This window comes from Sporosarcina sp. P37, from assembly GCF_002109365.1.
Classification (GTDB): Bacteria; Bacillota; Bacilli; order Bacillales_A; family Planococcaceae; genus Sporosarcina.
Genome location: NZ_CP015349.1, coordinates 1,777,898 through 1,803,857 on the forward strand (window position 1 = coordinate 1,777,898; position 25,960 = coordinate 1,803,857).

Annotated in this window: 24 protein-coding genes; 7 read left to right on the forward strand and 17 right to left on the reverse strand. The window is 44.8% G+C overall.

Features of this window, described 5'->3' with window-relative positions; all coding sequences use genetic code 11:
* Nucleotides 1-15 precede the first annotated feature (15 nt).
* Nucleotides 16-2,913 carry a DEAD/DEAH box helicase gene (locus SporoP37_RS09250; RefSeq protein WP_085430791.1) on the reverse strand — a complete coding sequence of 966 codons (2,898 nt, stop codon included), beginning with the start codon at nucleotides 2,911-2,913 and terminating at the stop codon, nucleotides 16-18.
* A 28-nt stretch (nucleotides 2,914-2,941) separates the two neighbouring features.
* The gene (locus SporoP37_RS09255) at nucleotides 2,942-3,331 is read right to left on the reverse strand and encodes a (deoxy)nucleoside triphosphate pyrophosphohydrolase (RefSeq protein ID WP_081243392.1); all 390 of its coding nucleotides are present in this window, start codon (nucleotides 3,329-3,331) and stop codon (nucleotides 2,942-2,944) included.
* Between the two features lie 179 nt (nucleotides 3,332-3,510).
* On the opposite strand from SporoP37_RS09255, the gene SporoP37_RS09260 reads away from it, so the two are divergent.
* Nucleotides 3,511-4,299, forward strand: coding sequence for a tryptophan-rich sensory protein (locus tag SporoP37_RS09260; protein WP_085430792.1), 789 nt, complete (start codon nucleotides 3,511-3,513; stop codon nucleotides 4,297-4,299).
* Nucleotides 4,300-4,539: 240 nt separating this feature from the next.
* Here the strand turns inward: SporoP37_RS09260 and SporoP37_RS09265 are convergent, their stop codons facing one another.
* The gene (locus tag SporoP37_RS09265; RefSeq protein ID WP_081244811.1) at nucleotides 4,540-5,409 is read right to left on the reverse strand and encodes a phytoene/squalene synthase family protein; all 870 of its coding nucleotides are present in this window, start codon (nucleotides 5,407-5,409) and stop codon (nucleotides 4,540-4,542) included.
* 629 nt (nucleotides 5,410-6,038) lie between these two features.
* On the opposite strand from SporoP37_RS09265, the gene SporoP37_RS09270 reads away from it, so the two are divergent.
* A complete protein-coding gene (locus SporoP37_RS09270) occupies nucleotides 6,039-6,575 on the forward strand; it encodes an ECF transporter S component (protein ID WP_085430793.1) in 537 nt (178 codons plus the stop codon).
* 408 nt (nucleotides 6,576-6,983) lie between these two features.
* Here SporoP37_RS09270 and SporoP37_RS17585 read toward each other — a convergent pair whose 3' ends face one another.
* The 7 genes from SporoP37_RS17585 to SporoP37_RS09305 all read right to left on the reverse strand — a co-directional run bounded on the left by SporoP37_RS17585 (nucleotide 6,984) and on the right by SporoP37_RS09305 (nucleotide 14,231).
* On the reverse strand, nucleotides 6,984-7,109 hold the full coding sequence (locus SporoP37_RS17585) for a hypothetical protein (protein WP_255414201.1): 126 nt from the start codon (nucleotides 7,107-7,109) through the stop codon (nucleotides 6,984-6,986).
* A 135-nt stretch (nucleotides 7,110-7,244) separates the two neighbouring features.
* Complete coding sequence (locus SporoP37_RS09280) at nucleotides 7,245-8,735, reverse strand: aldehyde dehydrogenase family protein (RefSeq protein ID WP_081243396.1); 1,491 nt, start codon at nucleotides 8,733-8,735, stop codon at nucleotides 7,245-7,247.
* Nucleotides 8,716-9,645, reverse strand: a complete 930-nt coding sequence (gene dapA / locus SporoP37_RS09285) for a 4-hydroxy-tetrahydrodipicolinate synthase (RefSeq protein ID WP_085430794.1) — start codon at nucleotides 9,643-9,645, stop codon at nucleotides 8,716-8,718. The genes SporoP37_RS09280 and dapA overlap by 20 nt, the downstream gene beginning before the upstream one ends.
* Before the next feature lie 23 nt (nucleotides 9,646-9,668).
* Nucleotides 9,669-11,123, reverse strand: a complete 1,455-nt coding sequence (gene nhaC, locus SporoP37_RS09290; protein WP_085430795.1) for a Na+/H+ antiporter NhaC — start codon at nucleotides 11,121-11,123, stop codon at nucleotides 9,669-9,671.
* A gap of 34 nt (nucleotides 11,124-11,157) precedes the next feature.
* Nucleotides 11,158-12,063 (reverse strand): proline racemase family protein, encoded by a 906-nt coding sequence (locus SporoP37_RS09295; protein ID WP_081243399.1) that lies wholly within the window; start codon nucleotides 12,061-12,063, stop codon nucleotides 11,158-11,160.
* 15 nt (nucleotides 12,064-12,078) lie between these two features.
* Nucleotides 12,079-13,098 carry a proline racemase family protein gene (locus SporoP37_RS09300; protein ID WP_085430796.1) on the reverse strand — a complete coding sequence of 340 codons (1,020 nt, stop codon included), beginning with the start codon at nucleotides 13,096-13,098 and terminating at the stop codon, nucleotides 12,079-12,081.
* On the reverse strand, nucleotides 13,098-14,231 hold the full coding sequence (locus SporoP37_RS09305) for an NAD(P)/FAD-dependent oxidoreductase (protein ID WP_369821974.1): 1,134 nt from the start codon (nucleotides 14,229-14,231) through the stop codon (nucleotides 13,098-13,100). Before SporoP37_RS09305 ends, SporoP37_RS09300 begins: the two co-directional genes overlap by 1 nt.
* Nucleotides 14,232-14,528: 297 nt before the next feature.
* Between SporoP37_RS09305 and SporoP37_RS09310 the strand changes: the two genes are divergently transcribed.
* The 4 genes from SporoP37_RS09310 (at nucleotide 14,529) to SporoP37_RS09325 (ending at nucleotide 18,131) form a co-directional block, all read left to right on the forward strand.
* Nucleotides 14,529-16,250 carry a sigma-54 interaction domain-containing protein gene (locus SporoP37_RS09310; RefSeq protein ID WP_085430797.1) on the forward strand — a complete coding sequence of 574 codons (1,722 nt, stop codon included), beginning with the start codon at nucleotides 14,529-14,531 and terminating at the stop codon, nucleotides 16,248-16,250.
* A 66-nt stretch (nucleotides 16,251-16,316) separates the two neighbouring features.
* Nucleotides 16,317-16,586, forward strand: a complete 270-nt coding sequence (locus tag SporoP37_RS09315; protein WP_081243402.1) for a (2Fe-2S)-binding protein — start codon at nucleotides 16,317-16,319, stop codon at nucleotides 16,584-16,586.
* Nucleotides 16,583-16,924 carry a (2Fe-2S)-binding protein gene (locus tag SporoP37_RS09320; RefSeq protein ID WP_081243403.1) on the forward strand — a complete coding sequence of 114 codons (342 nt, stop codon included), beginning with the start codon at nucleotides 16,583-16,585 and terminating at the stop codon, nucleotides 16,922-16,924. Before SporoP37_RS09315 ends, SporoP37_RS09320 begins: the two co-directional genes overlap by 4 nt.
* Nucleotides 16,914-18,131 (forward strand): NAD(P)/FAD-dependent oxidoreductase, encoded by a 1,218-nt coding sequence (locus SporoP37_RS09325; RefSeq protein WP_081243404.1) that lies wholly within the window; start codon nucleotides 16,914-16,916, stop codon nucleotides 18,129-18,131. The genes SporoP37_RS09320 and SporoP37_RS09325 overlap by 11 nt, the downstream gene beginning before the upstream one ends.
* 128 nt (nucleotides 18,132-18,259) lie before the next feature.
* On the opposite strand, the gene SporoP37_RS09330 is transcribed toward SporoP37_RS09325, so the two are convergent.
* Both SporoP37_RS09330 and SporoP37_RS09335 read right to left on the reverse strand, forming a co-directional pair.
* Complete coding sequence (locus SporoP37_RS09330; RefSeq protein ID WP_085430798.1) at nucleotides 18,260-19,771, reverse strand: malate:quinone oxidoreductase; 1,512 nt, start codon at nucleotides 19,769-19,771, stop codon at nucleotides 18,260-18,262.
* Nucleotides 19,772-20,088: 317 nt separating this feature from the next.
* Nucleotides 20,089-21,279 carry a DUF4317 domain-containing protein gene (locus tag SporoP37_RS09335; RefSeq protein WP_085431745.1) on the reverse strand — a complete coding sequence of 397 codons (1,191 nt, stop codon included), beginning with the start codon at nucleotides 21,277-21,279 and terminating at the stop codon, nucleotides 20,089-20,091.
* A gap of 160 nt (nucleotides 21,280-21,439) precedes the next feature.
* Between SporoP37_RS09335 and SporoP37_RS09340 the strand changes: the two genes are divergently transcribed.
* Entirely contained in the window at nucleotides 21,440-21,862 is a 423-nt protein-coding gene (locus SporoP37_RS09340) for an organic hydroperoxide resistance protein (RefSeq protein ID WP_081243406.1), read from the forward strand.
* Between the two features lie 68 nt (nucleotides 21,863-21,930).
* Here SporoP37_RS09340 and SporoP37_RS09345 read toward each other — a convergent pair whose 3' ends face one another.
* The 5 genes from SporoP37_RS09345 to SporoP37_RS09365 form a co-directional block, all read right to left on the reverse strand.
* Nucleotides 21,931-22,677: an alpha/beta hydrolase gene (locus SporoP37_RS09345; protein WP_085430799.1), complete on the reverse strand. Its 747-nt coding sequence runs from the start codon at nucleotides 22,675-22,677 to the stop codon at nucleotides 21,931-21,933.
* A 19-nt stretch (nucleotides 22,678-22,696) separates the two neighbouring features.
* Nucleotides 22,697-23,317 (reverse strand): NUDIX hydrolase, encoded by a 621-nt coding sequence (locus SporoP37_RS09350; RefSeq protein ID WP_081243408.1) that lies wholly within the window; start codon nucleotides 23,315-23,317, stop codon nucleotides 22,697-22,699.
* Between the two features lie 108 nt (nucleotides 23,318-23,425).
* Nucleotides 23,426-24,196 carry a class B sortase gene (srtB, locus tag SporoP37_RS09355; protein WP_085430800.1) on the reverse strand — a complete coding sequence of 257 codons (771 nt, stop codon included), beginning with the start codon at nucleotides 24,194-24,196 and terminating at the stop codon, nucleotides 23,426-23,428.
* 11 nt (nucleotides 24,197-24,207) lie between these two features.
* The gene (locus tag SporoP37_RS09360; RefSeq protein WP_085430801.1) at nucleotides 24,208-24,978 is read right to left on the reverse strand and encodes an ABC transporter ATP-binding protein; all 771 of its coding nucleotides are present in this window, start codon (nucleotides 24,976-24,978) and stop codon (nucleotides 24,208-24,210) included.
* Between the two features lie 6 nt (nucleotides 24,979-24,984).
* The gene (locus tag SporoP37_RS09365) at nucleotides 24,985-25,950 is read right to left on the reverse strand and encodes a FecCD family ABC transporter permease (protein ID WP_085430802.1); all 966 of its coding nucleotides are present in this window, start codon (nucleotides 25,948-25,950) and stop codon (nucleotides 24,985-24,987) included.
* Nucleotides 25,951-25,960 lie beyond the last annotated feature (10 nt).

The following is a 25,960-nucleotide window of genomic DNA, read 5'->3' on the forward strand; positions in this document are numbered from 1 at the left end:
TTACTCGCGGGGGTTTTATGCTTCTATCAAATAGTCATAGAGTTTAGTTTCTACCGGATGTTCCATTATCATATTCATATGGACGACAGGCAGACGTTTGCCTTTATCATCCGACATGCAGTCTTCTGCCACGCTTTGTTGATCTGGTATTCCTTTGCCTAAATAATAAAAGTCTGTACCTTCGTCATCATCCTTCTTCACAAACAAGTGAATGTCAATGTCTTTTTCTTTTGACTGGATAATCGTTTGAACTTCATTTGACCGCAGTGTGCGGTTACTGCGTGTATACCATTTAAATACTTCCGGACTTATGAATTCATCTCCGTAATCCACACTCGCTTCTACTTCGCCGTGCTTATGATACGTAACGAATACCGGGCAAGTCCCATGCTTCGTTTTATAACCGTACATAGTCGAACTTTCATCCGCTTTCCAATTCAACAGCTTACATACATCTTTACGTGAATACTTGGCATGCAGCGTCAATTTACTGGAACAGTCGTAAGCTTTAGATTTCTCCTTCGCACTGCGCAGCACGTCAGTCAACAGAAAAAGTGCATACGAATTGCTGTTTACACTTTGCTGAATCTTTTCATTGAATGTGAAGACTTGATGTTGATCCAGCGTGATAATCGCTTGGCCTCCATATTTCTTCTGCGCATTTTGAGTGAAAAACGATAAATCATAAACCCGCATAACAGACTCAATGGTATCCGGATCCACTTGGCACCCTGCCGTTTCCAGCTCGCTGACAAACTCATCCAGATGAACGCTTCCTTTAGCAATCAGAAGCTCTGCCAATACGACTTCATGTATCCGCTTGCCATTAACCAGTTCCATTGAAAACATCGTCAGCACTTGATTCTCGTAGGGGGAGATCAGTGGAATGTCTTCTTCCTTCATCCGCTGAAGGAAGTTAAAATAACTGTTGTGCTTATCTATAATGACAACCGGATCAATCGAGTTCTGCTCGATGAAATCGTAGAGGTACGGAACTCTTCCCACCTTGTTCTTCAAATTCTGATAAGCATCTCTCAAAATTTTTAAGGATGTCAGATTACTGCTGTTAATAGCTGAAAAAATACGTTTTTGTGCGACTTCCTCAAAATTGATCGTTGAGACTCCTTTAATATAACTGGTATCTTTCATGCTGCGGCGCACATTATCTTTATTCATTGACCGGTCGCCGGACAATGCGATGGGAATCAAGTAGTTATTTGTATAGTTGCCGATGAAGTCTATGACAGTCACGAAAGGTTTATCTTGATCCTTACGCAGCCCCCGCCCTAACTGTTGGATGAAAATGATGCTGGATTGTGTTTGTCTCAGCATTACGACCTGGTTAATGCTTGGTATATCAATTCCTTCATTAAAAATATCTACGGTTAGAATGTAATCGAGTTCGCCGTCTTCCAGCTGGCTGACCCTTCGCATCCGTTCAACGTAGGAATCATCGCCCGTCAAAGCAGCTGTTCTGTAACCGCGTATATTCATCTCTTTTGATAATTCATGCGCTTCTTCTTTGCGGCTGCAAAACATCAAGCCTCTCACTTTTTCGCCAGCGTGACTATAGTAGGTAAGCTTGTCGATAATATGGTCAACACGTTCATTGGTTACTAATTTTGAGAGAAGCGTATGGTCTCCAACCAGCTCGCCATCCCATTCAAAGTCAGACACTCCAAAGTAATGGAATGGACATAACATGTCTTCTTCAAGCGCTTCCTGAAGCCTGATTTCATACGCGATATTGTAGTCGAAAAGCTCATATATATTAAAGTCATCTGTCCGCTCAGGCGTGGCAGTCATTCCCATAAGGAATTTCGGCGTGAAAAAATCAATAACACGCAAATAGCTGGCAGCACCTGCTTTATGTACTTCATCTATTAAAATATAGTCAAAATCTGACGGTTCAAAGTCCTTTAGATTTTCGGGTTTAGATAACGTTTGAATACTGGCAAAGACATATTTTTTATCCGTCTGGCGATTGGCGCCTACATACAGACCGAAGTCTTCGTCAATCCCGCCTAGGACACGCTTGAAATCCTGCATGGCTTTCTTCAGAATTTGTTCGCGGTGGACAATGAACAGCATGCGTTTCGGTGCGAATTTCCGCACATCGAAAGCAGAAAGATATGTCTTCCCTGTACCTGTTGCTGATATGACCAATCCTTTGTTCTCGCCGTTGTCTCGAACCGCTTGAATGTTAGCAAGCGCGGCTCGCTGCATCTTATTTGGCGTAATTTCAAGAGCCTCTTCAATCGCATTCGTTTGATAAGCAGACGGATGCTCCCGGACTTGTACAGCTCTTTCGCGCTCCGCATTCTGATGATAAAGAACTTCATAATGGGAAATCCATTCATGGGTCAGCATATTCGCATCTGTCCATACTTCTTCAAATTGATCTTTGAAGTGATGGATGATTTCACCATCGCGATGGGTTGTCAGCTTTACATTCCATTCATAGTTCACTTGCAGCGCATGGGCTGTCAAATTGGAACTCCCCACAATTAATGAGTACTGGTCCCCCTGCCGGAAAATATAACCTTTTGAATGAAAACCCTCTTTTTCCGTAAGCCGGACCTGCACATTGGGAATATTCAAAAGCTCGCGGAATACTTTCGGCTGATTAAAATACAAATAAGTAGATGTAATGATTCTGCCTGTTACGCCGCGTTTATGCAGATCGTAAAATAAAGACTTTAGCGCAGCCAGTCCACTTTCCGTGATAAATGCCACAGAGAATAGAAATTCCTCGCAATGACGAAGCTCGTCCTGTATGGAAGACAGCACCGTTTTATTTTCTCGGGAACTGTTCACCAGCAGTTCCGGTTTATAACTTCCACTCTGTTTAGTTTCCTTATTCACAAAACCTTTTTGCAAAGAAGCTTCCAGTTGACGAATAAAGTTTCCCAATAAACAGCCACCCCTTTTTCTAATGCCATCAGTTTGTCAGCTTTTCAATTGCCGGGATATCAGCAGGTGCCCAGTCCAGTGCAGCCAACTGATCTCTTGCAACCCAGCGCAATTCTGCATGTTCTGCTGCTGCTGGCGTACCTTCGACAATGGCCGCCATAAATGTCTCTAAACGGACTATTACCTTCTCATACTCATATGTCGTATCTTCCACAGCTTCCCCCACTTGAATTCTGCAGCCAAGCTCTTCCTGTATCTCCCGCTGAAGTGCTTCCTGACGCGTTTCACCTTCTTCTATTTTTCCGCCCGGGAACTCCCAGTAGTTCGGCAAAGTCATTACAGGACTGCGAAGTGCAGCCAGAACTTCACCTTGCTTATTTTCAATTACCGCTCCTACAACATGTACAATTTTCTTCACTTACTTCATCTCCACTCTGTTACCTGTCCATTTTGGATCCATTATACCACCAATTACAATGGCACGAATGACGCTTCTTGCTATTTTGTGCCGCCGACGGTAAATGTTTCATCAGCCTGTAAATCAGGAATAGTTACCTAATGAACGCAATACACTCTACTAATAAATGAGGTGAAAACATGAGGTCAGACAAAACTTCTGTATTTTTACGTGCAGCCATCTTCATCACCTACGCAATTATGATCACTGCCAATACATTAGCCAATATTCTGCCGCTTAACGGCCAAACAACGGGTGAACTGTCGGATAAGTACAGAAATTTATTTGCGCCTGCGGGATTTACGTTTTCTATTTGGAGCCTGATTTATCTCTTATTGCTAGGCCACGTGATCTATCAGCTGGGGCTGTTCCAAAAGAGAAAGAATCCCGAACTTCTGCGCCAAGTGGGGATTTTCTTCATTATTTCTTCAGTATTAAATGCTTCCTGGATTTTCCTGTGGCATTATGAATACCTTTTATTCTCCGTTATCGTTATGTTACTTCTGCTGCTGACATTGATCAAAATCACTGCCATTACGAGTAATGCTTCCCTCACTAGCAGAGAAGTGTTTTTCATTAAACTTCCTTTCAGTATCTACTTTGGATGGATCACAATTGCAACTATCGCAAATATCACGGCATTTCTCGTCTCGATTGACTGGTCAGGCTTTGGTATATCTGACGTCACGTGGACTATCATTATTGTATTCTTAGGAGCCGCTATCGGAATCATCACTGCTGTCCGCAGACAGGATATCGCCTACGCTCTAGTGCTTGTTTGGGCATATTACGGAATTTATTCGAAACACATTTCGGCAAATGGATTTAATGGGGAATATCCTGCTATTATCACATCCGTCATCATTTGCTTGCTTCTCATTGCAGTCTCCATTGGATTTATAGCCGTGAAAAAACTGCGTCAACGATAAAAAGCGCAAAGAACCCGGCAGCCTCCGGTTCCTTTGCGTCAAATGGTCGATCTATCAGGCTGTGTTATCATACAGTACCCACTATATACATCTTACTACAAAAACTTATCGTGATGAATTGAATAGCCTTTTTAAACGAGGAATATGTACGTAATTTGATATGCGCATCCTGAAGTTCATGGATCACCATCGGACGATATGCATCTTCTTTGAAATGGGAGCGTCATATCAAAAGCAAAGTCATAACTGATAGCCCCTTTCGGAAACTAACTTCGCAATTTCAACTGTTGACACATAATTCTTGTGGTTAATACAATCATACCCTCTTTTTCTCACGCTGTTCAAGATTCCCTGACAAACATGCACTGATAAAAGAACAGCAAAACGGCTGTCTTCATCAATTTCTCCTATACGCTGAGCAACGTTGTCGTACAGAAACTCCGCATGCTGCGCCAAATGCTCCCACATCTCCACAAAGCTTTTCGTAATCTGCCCTTCCGATAGGGAAAGCTCGCTGTATCCGTACCTTTCCATCTCTTCTTTCGGTAAATAAATGCGGCCCTTTTCGCGGTAGTCTTTTCCAACATTACGAAGAATATGCGTCAATTGCATCGCGATTCCAAGATCTTCTGCCGCATCGTTCAAATCGGACGTTGCGCTGCCCGCAATAATCGGCAGCATCATCTTCCCGACAGAACCCGCTGCGTATTTACTGTAAACTTCCAAAGACCGGAGATTGGACGGTGTTTTAAAATAGATACTCATACGCTGTCCTGTCAGCTGTTCATAAAATGGCTGTATATCCATAGTAAAGCGATTGAATACTTCACGCAAAGCCCGCCATAGCGGACGATCGGCTTCTTGACCTGCTGCAAAACGGTCCAATTCATTTGCCAGCTGATCCAGGGCCGCAAATTGTAAACTGCTTGTTCTATTTTTAAGCACACAATCTTCTGCAATGCGGCAAAACGCGTAAATGGCATAGACCGCCTGCGCTTTGTCTTTCGGCAGATTGGACAGTGCGTAATATATATTTTTCGAATGATTTTTAATGATGTCTTCGCAATAGGTATAATCGGAAGCGATCGTCGATTGTTGATTTTTTTGCATACAGATTCTCCTTTCACGTTGCCAAAAATTAAATACTTTGTCATTATGCAATAATTCTTCTTTCGCGATGCGTGTGGAAAGGAGAATGATCAGTACTTCTGTAAAAACATGCTTCGCTCCCGACGAAATACACACTTTCATAATCCGCCGCGATCCTCTGCAGCCGCAAGTGAGTTCTTGGCTAAAAGCGGTCTGCACCGCACATAACGTCTTCAGCTATGATGAATTTGCCGTCGTGCTGTACATCTATTATTGCTGTTCTATTTTCAATGACAATTTCTTGATCGATATACTAATGAAGTACATTCCCCTCAAACGAAGAAAGTAAACCTTCCAGCGAAGTGCTATCGTGTCTAATCGTACATATCTCATAATACTGACGATGGCGTATCGAAAACCATGCAGAAAACCCTCTGATTTTGCAGGAAGTCAGAGGGTTTTTCATAATATTGAGGGGCTAATTTTCTTCTTATCTGAGTATAAAGGGCATACTGGGTTAATTTTTAATCGCTGCGATGAATGGGAGATAATCTGACCCCTAAACTTTATCGTATATTGACTCTTTTTAAAGTATCAGATTCGCTATATTCTAAACATATAAATCCCACAATGTTAGGAAGGTTTAGACAATGCAAAATACACATCAATATACGGCTCAACGGACAAAGACGTTCGACTTAATACTGACTTCCATGCTTGCATCACTCGTGTTCGTTGCGACGCTCTTACTTAATATTAAGCTTCCGCTGGGAAATGGCGGACTGATCCACCTTGGCACTTCCATGTTATTTATCGTATCTATTTTATTCGGTCCTAAGAAAGGTATGATTGCAGGGGCTGTTGGCATGGGCTTGTTCGATTTAGTCAGCGGCTGGGCGTTATGGGCTCCGATCACCATCATAACCCGCGGATTGCAAGGCTACATCGTCGGAAAAATTGCCTGGTCGAATGGCCACAAAGGAACAAGCTTTACGTTCAACCTGCTGGCAATGCTAGTTTCTATTCCATTGACCATTGCAGGCTACTATATTGGAGAAAGTATTCTTTACCACAGCTTAATTATTCCCCTCGCTTCCATTCCGGGAGACTTGGTCCAATGTGCAGTGGGAATCGCAATTGCCATTCCGGTTTGCGCAATGCTGAAGAAAGTTTCTATGTTTAAATAAACTGCTACCCCCTCTGCGCCAATTTGGCAGAGGGGTTGTTTTATTTTTATTCACGCACGGTTGCCGTCATGAGCAGCGCGTTTGCAAGGGAAGCCACAGGCGTTGCAAATGACATACCCGCCCCTCTACTGCAACTGCGATCAAAAACGCATGCTTATTTACGTCAATACTGAGCGCAGCCGTCATCGCAATGGGCACAAATAACACCGCGGTTGCATGTATTACTGATGAACTGGCAAAAGCGGATGAGATGCCTTGCCTTTCGCGGCCCGCATCCCTTTCGGCACGATTTGATTTCGTATGAAACAAAGGTAGATGACCCCACCATTACGCCAATGATTCCTATCCGTGATATCTGAAATAAGCTGAGCTTCTCAAAATCATGATCCACGAGCAGCTGAGAGACAATTAAGTTAGCCGGTGACGCAATAATGCCAGCAATGCCAAAATGGCGACCAAATCCGTACGTAATTTATTGATCATAAATAATAGGACTGTGATTCCAAGAATCCCGAACGTTACAAGTAACTCCAACTTCCTCAAATCCCCTTCTGCAGTTGTTTCCTATAGTATATACCAACAAACGGCATACTTATGAAAACAAATCATGCAACACAAAAAATAACCCGCCCGGAAGATCGTGCTGATCTTCCGGACAGGTTCTGCATGTTATTGCTTCATATTTACAAATACACTTTTTACTTCTGTGTAGTTCGCCAAGCCGTATTCTCCGCCCATTTCGCGGCCAATACCGGATTGCTTATAACCGCCGAACGGCATAGTTTCCCACTCAAGGCCAAAGTCGTTGATCCAGACAGTACCGGACTGTAACTTGCTTGCGATATAATGCGCTTTTTTGACATTTTCTGTCCATACGCTCGCAGCCAATCCATACTCGCTGTCGTTAGCGCGCTGAATTGCTTCTTCTACTGTATCGAAGACGAATAGAGACAAGACAGGGCCGAAAATTTCTTCTCGCGCAATTGTCATATCATCTTCCACATCCGCAAATACTGTCGGCTGTACAAAGAATCCTTTGTCATGCCCTTTTTCACCGCCAGCTACAAGACGCGCACCTTCTTCTTTACCTTTTGCAATATAATCCAATACCGTTTTCTGCTGCTTCGCAGATACAAGCGGGCCCATCTCCGTTGATGGATCCATTCCCGGTCCGATTTTTAGCGCTTTTGCCTTATCAGCTAATGCTTCGACAAACTGATCGTACAGGCTTCGGTGGATATACGCACGTGTACACGCACTGCAGTTTTGTCCATGGTTATACATAGTTCCTGCAAATACGCCTTCAATTGCTTCTTCTACGTCGGCATCTTCCAATACGATGGACGGTGATTTCCCGCCAAGCTCCAGTGTAATTCCTTTCATCTGATCCGCTGCAGATTTCATGACTTGCTTGCCTACTGCAGTAGATCCTGTGAATGCCACCTTGTCTACTTTTTCGTGTGTGATCAAAGCATTGCCCGCGACGCTTCCGGCACCCGGCAATACGTTAACAACGCCGTCAGGGAAGCCGGCTTCTTTGAACAGGCGCGCTGCATACAGCAATGACAGCGGCGTTTCACTTGCCGGTTTAATGACTACTGTACAGCCAACCGCAAGTGCAGACCCAAGTTTCCATGCAGCCATCGCAAGCGGGAAGTTCCAAGGGATTACCTGGCCTACCACTCCTACCGGCTCATGCACGATATAGTTAAGGTAATCAGGTGACACTTGAACCGTTTGTCCAGTAATCTTCGTTGCCCATCCTGCGTAGTAACGGAAGTGCTGTACTGTGCCGTCCACATCATCAGCCAGAGCCACTTCGTAAGGCTTACCGTTGTCCAATGCTTCAAGCTGCGCCAGTTCTTCGCGGTTCTCGTCAAGCAGGTCCGCAAATTTATAGATCAAGTGAGAACGTGTCGCCGCATCCATCTTCGTCCATTCACCTTCATCGAATGCTTTACGGGCAGCTTCCACTGCAGCGTCGACATCTTCAGGCTGCGCTTCGCTGACGGTTGCGATGACCTCTTCTGTTGCCGGATCAACTACGTTAAACGTTTTCCCGCTTTTCGCTTCTACATACTCGCCATTGATATAGAGACCTTTTGTATCTTGCAGAAATTCCTGCACTTTAGGTTTTAGATTATAATTTAACTTCAGCATCAGATGTTACCTCCAATTTTGTTTTCAGTACACCGAGTCCATCCATCAATTCTTTTAGTTTCTGATCCTCTTCTTCGGTCAAAGGCAGACGCGGCAGACGGCAAGGTCCTCCTGCACAGCCCTTAAGCTCCATTGCGCGTTTTGCGATCTGTACATATTTTCCTGAACCTTCCAAGAACTCGCACAGAGGCAATAGTTCATCGTACAGCTTCCACGCTTCTTCCATATTTCCTTCTTGCAACGCATTATACAATTTCATAACATGGCCCGGCACGATGTTTCCTGAAACAGAAATCCACCCTGTTGCGCCGACCAGGAATGATTCAATCGCCAAGTCCTCTGAACCGCAGAATACTTTCAGGAACCCTTCCCCCTGACGTGCGATGTCACGTGCTTTGCCGATTCCGCCGCTGGATTCTTTAATATGCGTAATGTTTTCCACATCACGTCCTACGCGCAGAATCGTTTCTGTGCTGATGTCTACACCTGACGTGAATGGGTTGTTGTAGATCATAACCGGGATTTTTACAGATTCAGCGACTGCTTTGAAATGCTCGTAGATTTCATCTTCTTTTGGATGAGCATAATAAGAGTTAATCAATAATGCAGTATGTGCACCTGCTTTTTCTGCCTGCTGTGTGTATTCAATAGCATCCGCAGTTGTTTCAGCTGCTGTACCGACGATCAATGGAACGCGGCCGTTAATTTGTTCTACTGCTACTTCTACAGCCTTGAAACGCTCTTCTTTTGTTAAGCTGACGAATTCGCCAGTACTTCCGTTGATTGCAATCCCATTGACGTTCTCTCCGATAAAGTGCTCAATATTATTACGGAAACCATCCCAATCAATCTCTGTCTGATTTAACATCGGTGTTACCAATACTGGAAAGATACCTTTTACTTCTGTCATTTTAAATTCCTCCAATTACTGTTTTAGTTAGTTACATTACTTACGTCACTTACCTTACTTACGTTACTTACGCTGTTTGCTTCTTTTTCAAGCTCTTGCGTGTGCTCGCCAGGCTGGGTCCGCCAGATAAATTTGCCTGTAAACCCGTAAATAAGCGAGATGATGATGACTAAAAAGTTAAACCATAAGAATGGCAGATAACTCATTGTGGATACTCCGAGTGCGGCCGCCATAAATACGCCGCCGTCAGACCAGGGAACCATAGCCGTAGTGACGGTTCCGCCTGCTTCAGAGTTTCTCGACAGCACCCGGCGGTCGATATTCAATTTATCGTAGTTGTCGCCGGTAATTTTAGTAGCTGTAATCAATGAAACATACGCGCCGCCGAATGCGTTACCGAGAAGTCCGGCTAACATCGTCGTTACCGTTGCCTTGCCAGGGTTGTTTGCCCATTTGCCAAGGTAATTCCCTACTGCACGCAATACTCCGATTCGCTCCATCAGACCGCCTACACCCAGAGCAAAAATAATCAGTGCGATGACATCCAGCATAAACACAATTCCGCCGCGATTTAATAAATTATCAATAAACGGAACGCCCGATTCAATCGTATTACCCGCATACATAATATTGAATGCTTCGAGGAACGTCGCGCCCTGGAACAGAAACGCCCAGATTGTTCCTAAAAATGCACCAAACAAAATAACGGGAATGGAAGGCATTTTTAATACCAGCAACAAAATTACTACCGCTGCCGGAATCAGCATATACCAGCTAATATTGAAATACTCTTCGAGTGAATCCATGGTGTTCAATGCAGCTGATAAATCCCCGCTTCCTTTGTAGAAGAATCCTACAATTAAGAACAAGACAGCCGATAGCAGCCACGCCGGCAGTGCGACCGTAAACATCGACTTAATATGGTCGATGAGATCAACCTTTGACAGCGACGCGGTCATAACTGTTGTATCTGAAAGCGGCGACATTTTATCCCCTACATAACAGCCTGAGATAACGGCGCCTGCAACGAGCGGCAGCGGGAATCCGAAACTTGCGCCAATCGCCATCATGGCAATACCGGCAGTACCTGCAGATCCAAATGATGTACCAGTTGCAATCGAAGTTACCGTACAAATAATAAAAGCAGCCATTAAGAAAATACTCGGGTTAATGACAGATAATCCGTAATAGATAATGGAAGGAACGATACCGCCCGCAATCCACGTGCCTATCAATGCGCCGACTGATGTCAGAACGATGACAGCTTCCAGACCATCATTTACACCATTTAATAAACCGTCTTGCATTTGCTTATAGCTGTAGCCAATCTTCAATCCTAATCCTATAATCAGAAACCAAGTCGTCAATAGCGCCAAATGAATGGAAATGTCGAAGACGACGATAAACGTCACCATAATTGCTCCAAATCCGATTAACACAAACAATACTTCGGCCAAGCTGGGTAATCTCTTCTCCATTTTAAAACCCCCTGTGGTTTTACTAGATTCAGTTTTAGGCTAGGACAAATCCTTTTGGTAATGGATCTTCAGGATCGAGTATAAATTCATGAGAACCTGTTACGTAAGGCACGCCCTCCACCGAGAATATTCCTTTCTTGCCTGGCACAGAATGAATCGTGATCTTGCTGCCGAAAATGCTTTCATTAGATAATGACTCTGCGGACTGTTCCTCACCTACTGCCAGTGCAATTGAACTTTCAATGCCCGGTGAACGTAAGATATAACCATCCTTCTCAAATGTGACTGACCGATAGGATGCGTCTGCTATCCGCTCTTTTAGGATGATGCCATCGAAAGCTATCTGTTGTGATTTCAGCGCGTTTGCTTGTGCTGCTCCCCACTCCATAATCTCTGACAGCTGTGACAATTGCAGTGACGTAATCGATTCAGGCAACGAATGCACGTAGAATCTGTGACCGCTCGGCAGCTCCACACAAGAAGCGTCCGATTCACTCTCCGCCGTCTGCCCTTCAGCCACTTCTATCGTCACAGCGGTTACTTCCTGTTTCCTTGCCGCTGCTTTTACTTGCCATACGCCATGAATGGTTTCCACAGTATATTGTCCGTTATCCCTCGGCTGCAAATGCCCTATTTCGAGCAATGCTGCTGTAGCGGCAAGCAAGGCCTCGTATTTAAAGTCAATTGCTGCCTGATGATGAAGAAACAATAATTGATAATCCGCTGCTGCTGAAGCACCTACGATACACCCGTTCATTCCACGATGTCCGCGGGGTTCATTCAACAATAAATTCTTTTCTGCTTCAAAATGACTTTCTACCTTCTGTTGATTACTCTGTACATCCAGGCCTTCAAAATAAAAAGGCGAATGCACAATTATGCGATAAGCTTCTCCAAACACTTGCGTGTCCATTGTGCGAAACATCTTTTGCAGAATCATTCAGTTTTCCCACCTTCAATGATCCATTGGCGGAATGAGAAGATACCCTTCCCGCAAAGGATCTTTTTCGTTGTAGTAAAAGCGGTGCATTCCCATAATCCATGCAGAACCGGTTACTTCAGGAATGACTCCGGCAACGCCGCCTACCGTTGTTTCTTCTACAATGCGTGCTGTAAACAGCGTCCCGACAATGCTTTCGTAAACAAACCGTTCATCAACTTTCAGCTCATTTTTACTGTGCAGTGCTGCGAGCTTCGCAGAAGTCCCTGTGCCGCACGGTGAACGGTCAATGCCGCCGGGCGGTACAATCACTGTGTTTTTCAGATCTGCGTCAGGATGAGTGGGATCGGTGTAGAATTCGATATGGGTCAATCCATTAATAAAAGGAAATTCCGGATGAACAATTTCCTGTGTTGCATTAATTGCGTTCCGTATCTTAATTCCTTTACTGATGAGCGCTGCACCATTATCTTCCGTAAGCTGAAGGTCCAGTGTCCGGGCATCAATAATGCCGTAGAAGTTACCGCCGTAAGCGATTTCACAAACGACATGACCCACGTTTTCCACATCCAGCTCCACAGTCTTCAATAAGAAGGAAGGGACATTGACGAATGTAACTTCTTTCGCTACGCCGTCTTCCACTTTTACGGTAACATCCACTAAACCGGCCGGCGTATCTACTTTGATCATTGTATAAGGCTCTTTGACTTCCACCATTCCCGTTTCAATCAGCGCGGTGCAAAAACCGATCGTATCATGCCCGCACATCGGCAAGTAGCCTCCTGTTTCAATGTAAATTACACCGACATCCGCGTCAGGATGACAAGGATCCGTCATGATAGCTCCTGACATAACACCGTGTCCCCGCGGTTCATTCATAAGAAACTTCCGTATCCAGTCATACTCTTTCTGCATATAAAGCATTTTTTCAGACATCGTATTGCCGTGTAATGGCGGCATGCCGCTCAGCAGCGTACGTGTCGGATTTCCGCCGGTATGTGTATCCAGCGTAGTAAACACTCGTTGATATCTCATCACTGGAACACCCCCTGCCTGAAGCGCTCAAGACGAAGCGGCTCAATCGGGATACAGGTTTCTTTATCATTCAGCATTTCTTCTATTAATTTCCCCGTGACTGCGGCTAAGCTGATTCCGTCACCTTCATGTCCCGCCGCAATGTAATAACCAGGAATATGCTCTACTCGGGAAATAATCGGCAAATGATCTTCTGTCCAAGGACGTAAGCCAGCATATGTACGAATGACGGTCATGTCAGCCATCTGCGGATAGAAGCGCAATGCACGCTTAGCGATTTGACGAATCACTTTATAATCTACTTTTGTATTGAAACCGACAAATTCGCGGCTGCTGCCGATTAAGAAATTCTGCGCTTCCGTCGGTTCAAAGACGAGTGCCACACCATACTTTTCGGTCATCGGATCTACAGAGCGTTCTCCGCCAAACTTCGAGATCAAGTAACCGAACTCCATGACTTTCCGTAATCCGACAGGCTGTTGTCTCGATGCAACAATTAATTGCCCTTTTCGAGGCACAATCGGTATATCCAAATCCAGCATCTGTCCAATCAGCGGCGCCCAGACGCCAGCTGCGTTCACTACACGTTTAGCAGTAAATTGCCCTTTAGTCGTCTCCAATAAAAACTCACCTGAAGCATTCCGAGACATACTTGTTACTTCTGTATTTTTATGAATGACCGCTCCTTGTTTTTCAGCACTGTGAAACATGGAAAATGTCATCATATATGGGTTAACGGTAGAATCCGTCTTACATTCCAATCCGCCGTATAAATCATCTGCAAAGTATTTCGATTCGTTTCGCAGATCCTGACGGTCCAGCATCTTAAAGCTCAGGCCTGCTTCCACCTGCTTGGATACCCATTGATTTGCGGCTTCCATCTCGGCATCATTCTCGCAAACTAAAATACTTCCCGGATTACGGTATTCAAATGAAAGCTCAAGATCTTTATCTAATTGATGAACCAGTTCTTGGCTTTTTAAAGACATTTGACTGTCAAAACCCGGATCTTTATCAATTGCCAGTATATTTCCGTCACATTTTGAGGAAGTTCCACTTGCCAGTTCATTCTTTTCAAGCACTGTAATTTCCAAGCCTGCTTTGGAACCGTAGTACGCAATGGCAGCTCCCATAATTCCCCCGCCGATCACTACGATATCGCTGTGTTGTATACCTTCCACAGAAACCCTCCTCTCGATTGCCTATTCACTTTTATATAATGCAAGAACCGTGCCAACTTTTTAATTCAACAGTTATGTGACAATTTATAATCTGTGAAACCCTTAGTCTTTGGGAGCGCTTACTGTTGACAGAATGTTCCCCAACTATTTTATTGTCAGAAATTATTTCACTGAAACTATTGAATTTCCAAGCGAGAAGTGTAAAGTAATATATACACTGTATAAAATACTGACATCGGAGTGACTAAAATGTTGAAATATGTTCACCACTTCATCACGGATATTATGAAAAAAGACTTTCTTATCCTTGATGAAAATACAAACGAAGAAATTATTAAAGAGCATATGGCAAGTTCACCGTCTGCGCAGCTGTTTATTCGGCACTCACAGCATTACCGGCAGATACGCTTGCAGGATGACGGCCTGTTTTACGAAAACGCACCGATTCTTTCTATAGATATACCAGCCAGTGAAATGTCCAAAAAATTTGCCTGCGCAGATTTACTGTTATGCCGTGACCCTCGCGGTGAAATTACAGGGTATATCGAAGCGGAACGTTTTATTGATAAGTTAATAGAAGAGCACGAAAAAACGCTCGCTTATTTACAGACAGTTCTTCATACGATCGATGAATCATGCACCGTCATTGACCAGGATGCCAATGTATTATATTGGACAAAAGGTGCGGAATCATTATTCTCCCTTAAAGAAGAAGACGTAATCGGCAAGCCTATTACTGACTTCTTTGATACGAAGCATCTGGAGATTCTGCATACGCTGCAGGACGGCTCATCTGTGCGTCACTCCCAGCACCATGCCCGCAGAGACCTTGTGGTACTGATCAACTCCAATCCTATTTATCACAGGAATCGTATCATCGGCGCTGTCGTATCAGAGACTGATATAACGAGTCAGATCCGAATGAATGACGAGCTGTACGCCACTTCCGAAAAGCTGTTCCTGCTCGAGGAAGAAGTGCGAAAAAGTGCAGCCAGCCACAATCCTTTTGATTATATAAAAGGGAATAGCGATAAGCTGAAACAGACAATGGAGATTACTAAAAAGGCCGCTTCGACGGATGCCAGCATCTTACTGCACGGAGAAAGCGGCGTCGGAAAGGAACTGTTCGCCAAGGCGATCCATAATCTGAGAGAGCCGCAGAACGCGCCATTTGTCGCCATTAACTGCGGAGCAATTCCTGAAAGTTTGTTTGAAAGTGAAATATTTGGCTATGAAAAAGGGGCATTTTCTGGTGCTGACCAACGGGGGAAAAAAGGAAAGATTGAGTTGGCCAGAGGCGGCACACTTCTATTGGACGAGGTGGGAGAAATGCCGCTTGATATGCAGGTGAAGTTCCTGCGGGTTCTTCAAGAACGAAAATACTATTCAGTCGGCGGCACGAAAGAGATTGAGGCAGATTTCCGCATTGTTGCCGCTACAAACCGGGACTTGCGGGAGCTCGTGCGAGAAGGAACTTTCAGAGAAGATTTATATTACCGTCTGAACGTTGTCAACGTGAATATTCCTGCTCTGCGTGAACGGGCGGGAGATATCATCGAGCTGACACATTACTTCCTTTATGAGTTTTCTGTTAAGTATAACCGGCAGATAAACAGTATTTCACAAGCCGTTATGCAGGCACTTCTGCAGCACAGCTGGCCCGGCAATATACGGGAACTCCGCAATACGATTGAGCGGCTTGTCGTATTTTCCGATAACGGCGTCGTCAATGTCCAGGACCTGCCTCCCGAAATCATGGACCACACTCACCCGCTGCCTGTAAACAGTACGTCAAAAACTGTGCAGACAGAAAGTGCACCGTTCGCGGAACAGGTAAAGGATTTTGAACGCAAGCTGATTGTTCAGGAGCTGGAAAAGGCAAACGGCAATAAACTGCAGTGCGCAAAAAACCTGGAAATTACCCGTGCCACCCTCTACAATAAAATGCACAAATTGGACATACCTTTCTAAAACGTGTTTCATTGGCATGATTCTTGCATATTAGTTAAGCAGTAAACTAGCAAGGAGTGAACATACATGTCCGATCAAGATCTAATTATATGCAGATGCGAGGAAGTCACTTACTCCGATTTAAAAGAAACCGCAGAGAAATTTCAATGCACGCCGAGGGAACTGAAATTACGCACGCGTGCAGGCATGGGATATTGCGGGGGCAGAACATGCCGCAACGCCGTAGACAGCATTGCGCTTGAAAGCACGGAACGGGACGAATCACAAATCACATTAAAATATCAGCCGCCAATCAGGCCTGTAAGTTTTGGCAAGTTAGGGGAGGTAATCGAATGAGTCAGCGAATCACAAATCATCCGGTACTCGGAACGCTGGATGAAACACAAACCGTCACATTCACGTTCAATGATATTGAATACCATGCGCTTCAAGACGAATCGATTGCCGCCGCCCTGCTGGCCAACGGAATCAGAACGCTTCGCCATCACGAAGAAAGCGGTTCCCCGAGAGGGATTTACTGCAATATCGGCCATTGCTTTGAGTGCCGGGTAACCGTAGACGGCGTACCGGGCGAAAGGGCCTGTCTGACGCCTGTCACGCAAGGAATGAACGTTGTCAGCGGCGGGAAACTCCGGACTGACGTGCGTGATTGGAGGGCCAATCATGGAAAATAAAACAATTATCATCGGGGCAGGGCCGGCCGGATTAACTGCAGCCATTACGATCGCATCACGCGGCCATAGTGTATTGGTCATCGATGAATACATGAAACCGGGCGGGCGGTTACTCGGTCAATTATACGAAGAGCCAAACGGCAACTGGTGGAATGGCATCGCGGAATCGGACAGCTTGCATCGGCAGGCAAAGGAACTCGGTGTCGATATTAAACTCCACACGCCTGTCTCTAATATTGAAGTAATGGACGGCATCTGGCATGTCCATACGGATGAAGAAATTTATGAAACTGCGCATTTGCTGCTGGCTACCGGTGCTGCAGAAAGTCCTCTCCCGATTAAAGGGTGGACGCTTCCTGGCGTCATGTCTGTCGGTGCTGCACAAGTTATGACGAATGTTCACCGGGTCAAACCGGGAAACCGCGGCGTCATCATCGGCGTAAATGTCTTGTCATCAGCGATTGCCATGGAATTGAAAATGGCGGATATCGACATTGCCTGCATTACACTGCCTGTTTCTAATACAGTCAATGAAAAATTCGGACAGCCATTGGAAGTAATGAACTCCCTTTTGCACGTTTCACATATGGCGCCTTCTGCATTTATCAAGATGGGAAGCAAGCTGATGAAAAACGATTTCTTCAAGCAACTCGGGATCACTTTCTTCCCTAAGAATGGCGTGAAAATGTGGGATATCCCCATCATGCTGCGAAAAGCAGTCACAGAAATTATTGGCGACGGACAAGTAGAGGGAGTGAAAATCTCTACGATTAATGCCGCTGGTGAAATTGTGCCCGGCACGGAAGAAATCATCGCCGCAGATTTCGTCTGCATCGCCGGCGGACTGTATCCTCTGGCGGAACTTGCAGCAGTTGCCGGATGTCCTTTCTATCACATTGAAGAGCTTGGCGGATATGTTCCGTTGCATAACGAGCGCATGGAATCCACAGTTGCCGGGCTATATGTAGCGGGCAACATCACCGGGATCGAAGGTGCCAAAGTCGCAATGAGCCAAGGCAAAACAGCCGGCCTGTCTATTGCCAACAGTCTGGAGAACGGCACACTTGAAAATGAACTGATCACTTCCATGAAAGATACAGAGCATACAAGAAAGAACGCCTATATTCAATTTCACCCGGACATTGAACAAGGCAAAAATAAACTTAAGAAGTACTGGGATGAGCACTGTGCTGTAGCTGTGAAATAAGCGCTACAGCTGAAAAACTCTACCGCGAAATATGACGCAGTAGAGTTTTTTATATTGCTAATTTATGGCGCAGGAAAAAAGCTCTGCCGCAAATTCTTCACGGCAGAGCTTTTCACTATTTCGGCGTATTAACTATGAACTGCTTCTGTCTCCAGCTCATTTTCTGTTAACTTTAAGATTTTTGAAGTAGACTCGTGCATTTCCTTCAAAAGCTCAGGATGTTCTGCCAGCTTTTTGCCGTATGAAGGAATCATTTCTTTCAGCTTCGGCTCCCAGTCGCTTACTTGCTGAGGGAAGCACTTGTTGATCAGGTCAATCATAACTGCTACCGCAGTGGACGCTCCCGGGGAAGCTCCAAGCAACGCAGCGATGCTGCCGTCTTTATCTGTTACCAGTTCAGTACCGAATTGAAGTGTACCTTTGCTGTTTGGCGTATCTTTAATGACTTGTACACGCTGACCTGCTGTCCATAACTCCCAGTCTTCGCTCTTCGCGTCAGGAATGAAATCACGCAGTTCATTGATGCGCTGCTCTTTTGTTTGCACCACTTGTTCCACCAAGTATTTCGTCAACGACATATTCTTTGCACCACATGCAAGCATCGTTGTTAGGTTATTTGGTTTTACAGAACCGATTAGGTCAAACATAGAGCCTTCTTTCAAAAACTTCGGTGTGAAGCCTGCAAATGGCCCAAACAACAAGGACTTTTCGCCGTCGATATAGCGGGTATCCAAGTGCGGAACAGACATTGGCGGCGCACCGACTTTAGCTTTTCCGTATACTTTCGCGTGATGCTGTGCAATCACTTCCGGGTTTTTACAGATCATAAATACACCACTGATTGGGAAGCCGCCAATATGCTTACTTTCAGGGATTCCTGTTTTCTGCAGCAATGGAAGACTTCCGCCCCCGCCGCCGATGAAAACAAATTTAGACTTATGATATTCCAGTTTACCGTCTTTATTGTTCTTTATTTTTAACTCCCACTCGCCATCGCTTGTACGCTTGATGTCTTCTACTTGGTGGCTGTAATTTACTTCAACGTCCGCTTTTTGCATATGTTCGATCAGTACACGTGTTAAATTACCGAAGTTCACATCTGTGCCTGAGTCGATTTTTGTCGCAGCGATTGCTTCATTGACATTACGGTCCTTCATAATTAAAGGAATCCATTCTTTCAGTTTTTCCGGGTCATCGGAAAATTCCATCCCCTGGAATAACGGATTTGCTGTCATTGCTTCAAAGCGCTTCTTCAAATACGTTACATTTTCTTCGCCTTGCACAAGACTCATGTGAGGCAGCGGCATGATGAATTGTTCAGGGTCTTTGATTAATCCCTTTTCTACTAAATGGGACCAGAACTGGACAGACAGCTGGAACTGCTCATTTACTCTGACAGCTTTTGCGATATCAATAGAGCCATCTGGCTTTTCAGAGGTATAGTTCAGCTCACACAAAGCTGCGTGGCCTGTTCCCGCGTTGTTCAGCTCATGCGAACTCTCTTCCCCGGCTTTATCCAACTTTTCAAACAAGGAAATTTTCCAGTCCGGCGCTAGTTCTTTAAGCATTGTACCAAGCGTCGCACTCATAATACCTGCACCTATTAAAATAACGTCTGATTTGGTTTGTCTATTACTCATTTTGACCTTCCTTATATATGAAATTTACAGAAATGTAAATGTTCCTGAATAAGGCGTCACAGCATACATGGCGCGCACTAGGAGCACTTAATTCTGTCTCAGTTGACCATACATTTACTACATCTTTTATAGTATACATCAAACATAACCAGGTTTAAAGGGACTTGTTTATTTGTAAGGGATCTGGCAGTTAAATGTCGGAATTTTGTTACATGTAGCCAAATTTGCAGGAAGAAGTGATTTTTTAGTTCCTTCTCGGCTGATCTGTTTATGTTTTCACCGTACTTTTGCAGCATATAAATGTTCTTGCTAATTGCTTACGTCAGCAAGTCTTCAGGGATTACTTTAAACCCTTCAATAATTGTGTCTTCCTCGACTTCAATCAGAATGCATTGTTTGCCGTCATAATTCACTTGTTTGACGTACTTCAAGTCTTGCGGACTGATTGAAATATTCGCGACTTTTGTTTCAATTTTTATGGATTTCGATGTGTAGCTGGGTACGATGTGGCTTGCTTTCATTTCATAGCCTGTGTCGTCCACTATAGTCTGAAAAGCATTTTCAACGGCTTCCGCATTTACGTAATCGACACCGCTCATTTTCAGCACACGCTCTACCTGCTGCGCGTCGATGACTGGCGGCTCTTCCGGTTCTTCCTCTTCCTCATCCACTTCAGTTAACCGATAAACTGCTTCATACACATTGCCGAGAGTTTCTGTATCCACTTCGCCGCCAACTACTTGTTTGACGATTTCTTCAAATACAGCCTTATCATCTGCCGCAGTCACTACTTCTTCTCCATTCAGCACATTTTCAATGAACTGGTAATCGGGTTTATTCGCTTTTCCCGCAGCGTAGAGTACATGGTTCACGTCAGCCGCATTGTCTGTGAAGCACGGAAATAAAAAGCCGCCAATTGGCGAGGCAAGATTGATAATGGGGTCCAGCATCGTATTCGATTTAAATTCCCGCTCCTGAAAATCAAAGATGATGGAGCGCTTCGGCAAATCTGTATGATTCATGCTGCATAAAATAAATGGCGTCGTAAATACTTCATCACGTGCGTCAATTTCTGTTTCTTCGCTGTTGCGTTTGGTCTTTTTAAAATAGTGGCCCCGAATAAACGTGACGACAAGATCTTTTTCGTATTGAACATCCTTGACCATTTTCAGCGCAAGGTGCTGCATTTCATCTTTCCATTCATCCGCTTCTTCCGCTTGCAATCCTTCATACAGTAATTTCTGCGCGTGATCGTTCTGATCTTCTTCCTGACGTTCAAACTTCACTTCAAACAGTTTCATGCCCAGCTTGCCGCCCAGCACTTTTTTGAAGTTCGTCATAAACAGCTCCTGCTGCTCCCGGTCAAGCAAAGCAAAAGCCTGACTTTCTTCATGATAAATCTCACTGCTTTCCTGCCGGATATAGACATGATAAATATCAGTAATCGTTAAAAGATCTGTATCCAATTTAAAGCGTTTGCGAATATCTGCAATATCCTTTTTATTCATTCTCTCTTCCCACTCCCAGCTGATTAAATTCATCTGTCCACCGCATAGGTGAGACTTTTACATATTCAAAAAAATAAATAGGCACGATACACATAATTGGCGAAAAACCGGGTATACCATGGAGTGAGACTTAAAAGTTCAGACAAGGAGCAGTGATATCATGTCAGAAAAATTATTTACATCCACAGCAACCGCCAATGGGGGCCGAGAAGGTCATGTTGTATCTTCCGACCAGGTGATCGATTTAGATACGGCAATGCCCGGAACAAAAAGAGCAAAAGAATTAGCAAACTCCACTAATCCAGAGCAATTATTTGCCGCTGGCTATGCCGCATGTTTTGACGGTGCACTTCAACTCGTTGCCGGCAAAGAACGCATTAAATTCACGTCAGAAGTGACGGCGAATGTCAGCCTGTGCAAAGATGAATCTGACGGCGGCTTTAAAATTGAAGTCGAATTACAAGTCAAAGGGACAGATATCGAAAAGGCGCAACTAGAGGAACTTGTCGAAAAAGCCCATCAAGTCTGCCCGTATTCCAAGGCAACCAGAGGCAACGTCGATGTGACGTTAACTGTATTATAAGTAATCACTGACTCTTCAACCGTATACTGCAGACAGCCATTTGGCTGTCTGCAGTTTTTTGCATTCTTTTATTGTAAGCCATCCAGTAATTCGACAATAGCATCGGACGTTTGCTCAGTCTGCTCTTTGTTCGGGACAGACGCTTTACCGTCTCCTTTTTGCGGACCATAATCACCAAATCCCGCATGATTGCCGCCCTCTATTTCGATGAACTTTGCATCAGCCGGCATCACAGCCTTGGCGGCTTGTATAGTTTCGATATCCGCCACGCGGTCATTACTGCCCCAGATCGACAGCACCTGCACCGGTGCTACACTCAAATCCACCGTGTCTTGCGGATAAGAAGCCAATAAAACGAGACCTTTGATTTTTTCATGTCTTGACGCATAATCGGAAGCCATTACACCTCCCAATGAATGTCCACCTATTACCCACGCATCGATTTCAGGGTGATTGCGGATTACCTTGTCAGCCCAGTCAGGTGAGAAAATAGCCAGCCTGAACGGCAAATGGGGAATAATTACTTTGTATCCCTGCTTGGCAATTTCTTTGGCCATTGGTGCATAGGCTGCAGCGTCCACTTTCGCTCCCTGATAGAAAATGAACCCGATATTCTCTGCATTTGAAACCGGTTCAAACACCAGCTCTTTCTGATCTTTCACAGTCACGCCCGAATCGGACTGCAGACTCTCCTGTGCATAGGTCTGCGCTTTGTAATAAGAACTGACAAAAACAAAAAAACCGACTGCAAGGATCACCAATAAAAAGGCCGAACTAACGAGCAGTTTATACTTCCATGACTTCTTTTTTTTCATAGGACATCCTCATTCCATTTTACCTCTTTGTAATCTCAATAAAATGTTTCAGCAATCTGGCCGTTAATCCCCAAACGGTATACGTTTTATATTCGTAAAACCATTCTTCCAAGTAATGTTTTCTGAATTGATACCGCTCTCCATTCATGATCTTTTCAAATGGAAAGTTCTCCTGCGGGGTTGTTTCGATCGAAACCAGATGCATGTACGGTTCATGTTCAAGCAGCCATTTCAAAGGGATCGTGAATACTTCCTCTACTTCATCTTTATTGTAGCTCCGGATAATTTCGTGATAATCAATAACTGCAACAAACGGATAGACCACAAATGACGGGGACGCGATATACGGGCTCAGCTCCCCGACTACTTGCACTGTCTTTGGTTCAATCCCGAGCTCCTCCTGTGTCTCCCGCAGCGCAGCTTCCATTGGTGAAGCATCCGTCACATCAATTTTTCCGCCCGGAAAGCTGACATCTCCCGGCTGTTTCCTCATCGTCAGCGAACGCACCTCAAACAGCACATGCCACTCCCCTTCCGCTTCAACCAGCGGAATAATTACAGCAGAACGAAACGCGGTCTCTTCTCCAATGAATAACGATTTATGTTCATACAATTTATCCTGCAGTTGCTCTAAATCCATGACGTCCCCCACCCCATCATTTTATATCTATCGTAACATTACACAGCTAATCATTAAAGAATTTGAAAGGGAGTCACCCCGCGTGAGCAACTCCCTTTTCTTATAGGTCTATGTTTGCCGCTTCACAAGTTTTCCTTGCACGACATATCGTTTATCTTTACTGTTCAATGAATTATTACAAGTGGACAACGTCACTATACGGTCATCCGATCCTACTTCGACAGGCATTTCAATCAGTGATCGGGATTCCACTTCATCCAGATAATTTGTAAATTCTTCTTCCGTCTGAAAATCTGTTTCGATGTAATAGAAATCAATCGTCGTTTCGTATGCCGCAAACACTTCAATATCATAGCCGTCATACAGCGTGTCCACATAAATGACGGGGTGTTCATCCGCGTAATCTTGATCACCGAACTTCTTCAAACTGCCAAACATCGTGTCGTTTTTCATCGCATGACCATATAGCACCGTATTGCGGCTCATATCAGTAATATCATTGCGGTAATCCATAAAGACACTGCCTGCGCGGCTGTTTTCGCGGGTGAAATTCCGGTTTAAATAGAAGTCATTGTCTTCTGCCTGCAATATGGGATTATGCAGCTTAGTGCCTTCTACTGAAATCCAGCCTACGATATCTGAGTTCACGGTGTGCAATTCTTCAAACTGAGGACGCATCGTCTCGTCCGGCAACACGGCTTCTTCTGCAGCACTCATTTGCGCTGTGCTTTCGAGAGCCGTCTCGTAGAGCTGCTGCGTTTCCTTCAAAGAACTGGCTGCCTCTACGTACGTGTATAAATACTGGACGAGCAAGTAGCCCGAGCAGAGGAAGGTTGCCAGATAAATGACAGGCATCAGTTTCGACAGTCTTTTTTTCATCAGCCGACCTCCTAAATACCAAGTGACATCATGTAGAGACCGAGTTCTTCGTCTTCCTTGAAAACGGCGTTTACTCCATATACTTCTTTGATGACTTCCTTTGTAATTACTTGACGCGGCGGTCCTTCTGCAACAATCCGTCCATTTTTCATCATTATAATCTGATCACTGTAACGGATCGCCTGGTTGATGTCATGCAGCACCATTACAATCGTCAGCCCGTGTTCTTCATTCAGCGACTTCACAAGTTCCAGTAATTCAATCTGATAATAAATATCCAAATAAGTAGTCGGTTCATCCAAACAGAGTATTTCCGATTGCTGGGCAAGTGCCATGGCAATCCATACGCGCTGGCGTTCCCCGCCTGATAGCGCTTCTAAATCATCATGCCGCTTATCGGTCAGATTGGTGACGGACAGTGCCCAGTCAACCGCTTTACGGTCTTCTGCCTGATTTCGCTGCAGCAGCGTCTTATGCGGTAAGCGGCCAAAACTGACCAGCTTTTCAATCGTCAGATCTTTCGGCACTTCGTTTTGCTGATAGACTATCGCCAGTTTCTTTGCAAATTCCTTTGCCTTAAACAGCACCAGGTCCCGGTTCTCCAGTGAAGCACTGCCTGACTTTGGCGTATGACTTCGGGAGAGCACATTCAATAATGTAGATTTCCCGCAGCCATTCGGACCGATGATTGTCGTAATTTTTCCTCTTGGAATAGTCGTCGAAACACCATCCAAATGATTCGTCGTATTATCATGTGATACAATAATGCTTTTCATTTCCATAGCCGGTCACTCTTTTCGCAGTAAGAATATTAAGAACGGTCCGCCGATAATTGCCATGAGCGTTGAGGCAGGTATCTCAAGAGGAGCTGCAATCGTTCGTCCCGCTGTGTCTGCCAATAAGATGATCAATGCTCCGAGCAGTGCGGTAAACGGTATGAGCACCTTATGATCATAACCGACCAGACGCCGTGCAATATGCGGCACCAGTAAGCCAACAAATGAAATGACACCCGCCACAACAACGGAAATCGCCGCCAATAAAACCGCAACCGCCGCAATAATCAGCCGGGCGCGTGCTACATGAAATCCGATGCTCTTCGCCGTCTTGTCCTGTAAAACAAGTAAATTACACCAGCCGTACAGCGCAAATGCCAGCACTAAGCCTATCGTTCCATACGTTGCGATCGTGGAGACATCGCTCCATGTGCGCATCGTCAAATTGGAGCCTATTACACTTGAAGCAGAGACGTTCAAAGAGCCGCCAAAACTGATGAACGCTTCGGTCAGACCTGTGAACATGGCATTGATTGCAATACCGACAAGAATCAGTTTGAGCGGACTCAGACCAGACTTCCAGGACAAAGCAAATACTAAAAAACAAGCAAATGCTCCGCCCGCAAATGCAAATAAAGGCGTCATGAAAAAGAGCGCCGGGAAAAATGAAATAATGAACAATTGCACAAATGCGGCACCGGAGGATATCCCGACAATGCCCGCATCAGCCAGCGGATTGCGCATGACGGACTGCAGCAGAACTCCGGATACAGAAAGTGCGGCTCCTGCAAATATCGCCACAATTATCCTGGGAAAACGCAGATCTCGGATCGCTTCCATCTGGCTGTTCCCCTGTTCAAAAAGTGCACCTAAAAACTCAAAGAATCCTATTTTAATACTTCCGGTCACCGCAGAATAAACGATCGTTACGGCGAGCAGCAAGGATACAATTACATAACTGCTAATTCTTTTTTTCATGACGGACTTC